Source organism: Bacillus sp. JJ1503 (assembly GCF_036965125.1).
Taxonomy (GTDB): Bacteria; Bacillota; Bacilli; order Bacillales; family Cytobacillaceae; genus Cytobacillus.
This window is the reverse complement of record NZ_JBALOZ010000477.1, coordinates 1-3,798: the sequence shown is the minus strand read 5'-3', so window position 1 is coordinate 3,798 and position 3,798 is coordinate 1. Positions and strand designations below refer to the sequence as shown.

Here is a 3,798-nt window from a genome sequence, read left to right as displayed (position 1 = left end):
GTCATTAACCATTGATAGATGAATCTAATCAAAATGATTTATTTCCAAATTTTCTTCCTATTCTAAATAATATACAATTGAACATATAGGAGAGTACACTTATTTTTTGATATAAAGGGTAATAGCTGTTTTGTACTCCCAATTGAATATGGGAAATGGTAAGGGCGAAGTTTAATTCATGTAACGAAAAATATGTAGGGAGAGTGGTTATCAAAGTGGAACCTCCAAAATCATTAAAATTATCGGAAGATGCTGGATTTGGCCCTCTAAATGGGCTTAAGGTTCTAGATATTGGAACTCTAATTGCTGGTCCTTTTGGGGCGGGTTTGCTAGCCGACTTCGGTGCAGAGGTAATAAAAATTGAATTGCCAAAGGTAGGTGACCCCATTCGTCAATATGGGAGAGCTACTTTTAACGGAAGTTCTTTTGCTTGGATTGATGGGGCTCGAAATAAGCATTGTATTACACTGGATTTAAGGCAGGAGGAGGGACAAAATTTATTAAAGCGCTTAGTAAAGTGGGCTGATATTTTAATAGAGAACTTCTCACCGGGAACACTTGAATCATGGAATCTGGCATATAATCAATTGTCGGAAATTAATCCGCGATTAATCATGGTCAGGGTATCAGGGTATGGGCAAACGGGCCCATATAAGAATAAGCCAGGCCTTGATCGAATTGCATTAAGCTATAGTGGTCTAAGTTATGTTACAGGTCATCCTGATAAACCTCCGGTAAAAATGGGCATTTCTATTGCGGATTATTTAACTGGAACCTTTAATGCTCTTTCTGCTCTAATGGCTGTTTATTACCGCGACGTATTAGGATCAGGAAAAGGACAAGAAATTGATCTTGCTCTTTATGAAGCTCCTTTTCGAATTTCGGAAGATATTATTGCAGCGTATGGGGTTCAAGGGGAAGTAAGGGAACGTGTTGGAAATCGACATCTTTCCTTAGCCCCTGCAGAAACATATATGGCTAAGGACGGTCGATGGATAACTATTCATGCGGGTTTGAATAGCTCTTTTAAAAAATTAGCTATAGCAATGGGGAAGGAATATTTGATAGATGACCCGCGTTTTCAAGGAATGCGTGATCGCGCCAAGCATACTGACGAGCTCAATGCAATCATTGAAGAATGGCTAGCACAGCTTTCAGGTGAAAAAGTACTAGAAATACTTGATGAAGCAGGAGTACCTGCAGCTCCAGTAAATAGTGTAGAAGATATTTTCAGGGATCCCCATATTGCAGCTCGCGAGAATATCGTTGAAATCCAAGATTCAGAAATGGGGAAGGTTCCAGTTCCGGGAATTGTTCCGAAATTTTCACAAACTCCGGGTAAAATTGCTTGGGCTGGGAAATCAATGGGGGCAGATAATGATCGTATTTTTCTTGAAATTCTAGAGCTGGATCCACAAGAATATGAAGCATTAAAGGGGAAAAATATTATTTAACTAGCGTATAAATAGGAGGCTATTCAAATGATTATTAATGAACATGTTAAATATGAAAATAATAGACATATTGCAATGATCACAATGACAAGGCCTGAAAAATTAAATGCATTCAATAAAAATATGGTTGAAGGGCTTTTTAGTGCTTGGTGTAAGTTTGAACAAGACGAGAATGCTAGAGTCGCTATTATTTCTGGTGAGGGTAGGGCGTTTAGTGCAGGCTTAGATCTAAATGACTTCACACCAGTGTCACCAGCGATACCTGGTAACGGTGTTTAAGTAACAAAACCTATCATTGCGGCTGTTAACGGATATTGTATAGGAATAGGACTAGTAATAGCAATGATGTCAGATATTCGTATAGCAAGTGAAAATGCGCAATTTATCTATCCTGAGGCTAAAATTGGTTACACTGGGGGTGTAGGTTCCCTTCTAGCAAAATATATACCTAAGGGAATAGCTCTCGAAATGCTTTTAACAGGTGAGGGTATTTCTGCAAAGCGTGCTTATGAAGTTGGCTTTGTTAATCATCTTGTTCCATCTGACCAAGTAATCGAAAAATCAATTAATTTAGCCCAATTAATATCCGAAAATGCACCATTGGTTGTTAATGGACTAAAAAGACTGGCCAATGAACCAAACATTATGGAATTAGCAGGAATCGGCAACAGAATGATATCAAATATCGGAAGAAGTGAAGATAGAATAGAAGGTTTCCAAGCCTTTTTAGAAAAAAGGCGGCCTAATTTTACTGGTAAATAGGTTCATAAGAAAATTTTTATGAAAGGATTATTCTCATGAAGTTTATAGACTATTATACACTCTCGGAAGGCGAAAGGTTTACAAGCAAATTTATTATTACGGAAAAATTAGTTATGGATTATATCACTGCTTTGGAAGATTCTTATGAATCTGAAAAAGTACCAAAATATTTATTTGCAATATTTTCGCCCATTTATGAAGCCTTTGGAGGCAGATTAAGTCCAGGTACAATTCAGATTAAACAAAAAATGGAACATTTTCAGGATGCTGCTATTGGTGATGAAATAAATGTAATCGTTACCATTAAGGAAAAATATAAGAAGATCGAAAGAAATTATTTAGTTTATGAAGTTGATTTTTTTAAGGAAAATGAGTTGGTTTGTAAACATGAATCAACGCATATATGGGATTTACTTCAGGAAACATGAAAGGAGAATAGGGTTTGAATGAAACCGCATATGTAAGTGAGCAATATAAAATAACACAGGAACTAATAAATGATTTCGCAAGGGCAAGTGGGGGATATGGAAAAATACATGTAGACCCAGAACACGCCAAAAAAACAAGATTTAAAACAACACTCGCTCATGGTTTTCATTTAGCAGCCTTGATTGAGAAAGAACTGACATCCTTATTCCCGAATTGGAAAAGCAAGGGGGTATTAGAGGTGAAATTTGTTAAGGCAGTTAAAGTAGAACAAGAGTTTAGAATTTATTTAGAACGAGATGAAACGGAAAATCAATTGAATGTTACGCTTCGGTCTGACAATGGTGAGGTTTTTGTAGTTGGAACGGCTTCAAAATAATCTTTAATTGGAAAGGTAGCAAAAATGTCTAATACTAATATTGTCATTCACGAATACACGAATAATAATAAGCAAATTATCATTCTTTCTTTAAATCGACCTAAACATCTTAATGCAATGAATAAGGATTTATTAAGAGAATTACGTGAACAAATTGAAAAAGTGCAAATGAAAAACCATATTGATACACTCATAATTACTAGTGAAATCACAAAATCCTTTTGTTCAGGAATTGATGTAGGTTATGTTCGTGAATTGTCTAATGAACAGGCTGCTGACTTTTTTTATGACTTGGCTGATACCCTTGAAATGATAATAAACTTGCCCTGTTTAACAATTGCTGTGGTGAATGGATATGCCTTTGGAGCAGGCGCAGACCTTGCTTTGGCTTGTGATCTTCGAATAGGCAGTACTGATGCAAGCTTTCGATTTCCTGGGCCGCAATTTGGTGTCATATTAGGCACGAAGCGATTAATGAATGAGGTAGGGCCATCTATTGCTAGAAGACTCGTATTATTGGGGGAAACGTTTGATGCTGAAAAGGCATACCAGTATGGCATCATACACGGAATAATTGAAAATAGCAATTGCTTTAAAACTGCTCTTGAATGGGCTGATAAGGTTTCACATATTCCCAAACATGCTCAAGAGGTAATTAAAGATATTTGTGCATTTCAATTAGAAAATGTGAACTCTGCACTGCTGGCGAAAAACTCCATTTTAGAAGGACATTTCCGTAATAGATTTAGAGAATATGTAGGAAGAGTTAAAAAAAGT

At 36.5% G+C, this 3,798-nt stretch carries 4 protein-coding genes and 1 pseudogene; all 5 read left to right on the top strand.

Annotated elements, in window-relative coordinates:
* The first annotated feature begins 215 nt into the window (after positions 1-215).
* The gene (locus tag V7149_RS25525; RefSeq protein ID WP_335348361.1) at positions 216-1,454 is read left to right on the top strand and encodes a CaiB/BaiF CoA transferase family protein; all 1,239 of its coding nucleotides are present in this window, start codon (positions 216-218) and stop codon (positions 1,452-1,454) included.
* A 27-nt stretch (positions 1,455-1,481) separates the two neighbouring features.
* Positions 1,482-2,216 (top strand): annotated as a pseudogene (locus V7149_RS25520) (enoyl-CoA hydratase/isomerase family protein).
* A gap of 35 nt (positions 2,217-2,251) precedes the next feature.
* The gene (locus V7149_RS25515; RefSeq protein WP_335348360.1) at positions 2,252-2,644 is read left to right on the top strand and encodes a hypothetical protein; all 393 of its coding nucleotides are present in this window, start codon (positions 2,252-2,254) and stop codon (positions 2,642-2,644) included.
* A 14-nt stretch (positions 2,645-2,658) separates the two neighbouring features.
* Positions 2,659-3,021 carry a MaoC family dehydratase gene (locus V7149_RS25510; protein WP_335348359.1) on the top strand — a complete coding sequence of 121 codons (363 nt, stop codon included), beginning with the start codon at positions 2,659-2,661 and terminating at the stop codon, positions 3,019-3,021.
* 24 nt (positions 3,022-3,045) lie between these two features.
* Positions 3,046-3,798 (top strand): enoyl-CoA hydratase/isomerase family protein (locus V7149_RS25505; protein WP_335348358.1); only part of this gene is annotated, 753 nt, incomplete at its 3' end.

What these genes read in the sequence shown, in the direction of transcription:
- V7149_RS25515 (WP_335348360.1), top strand. Translation starts at nt 2,252, where the DNA reads ATGAAGTTTATAGACTATTATACACTCTCGGAAGGCGAAAGGTTTACA.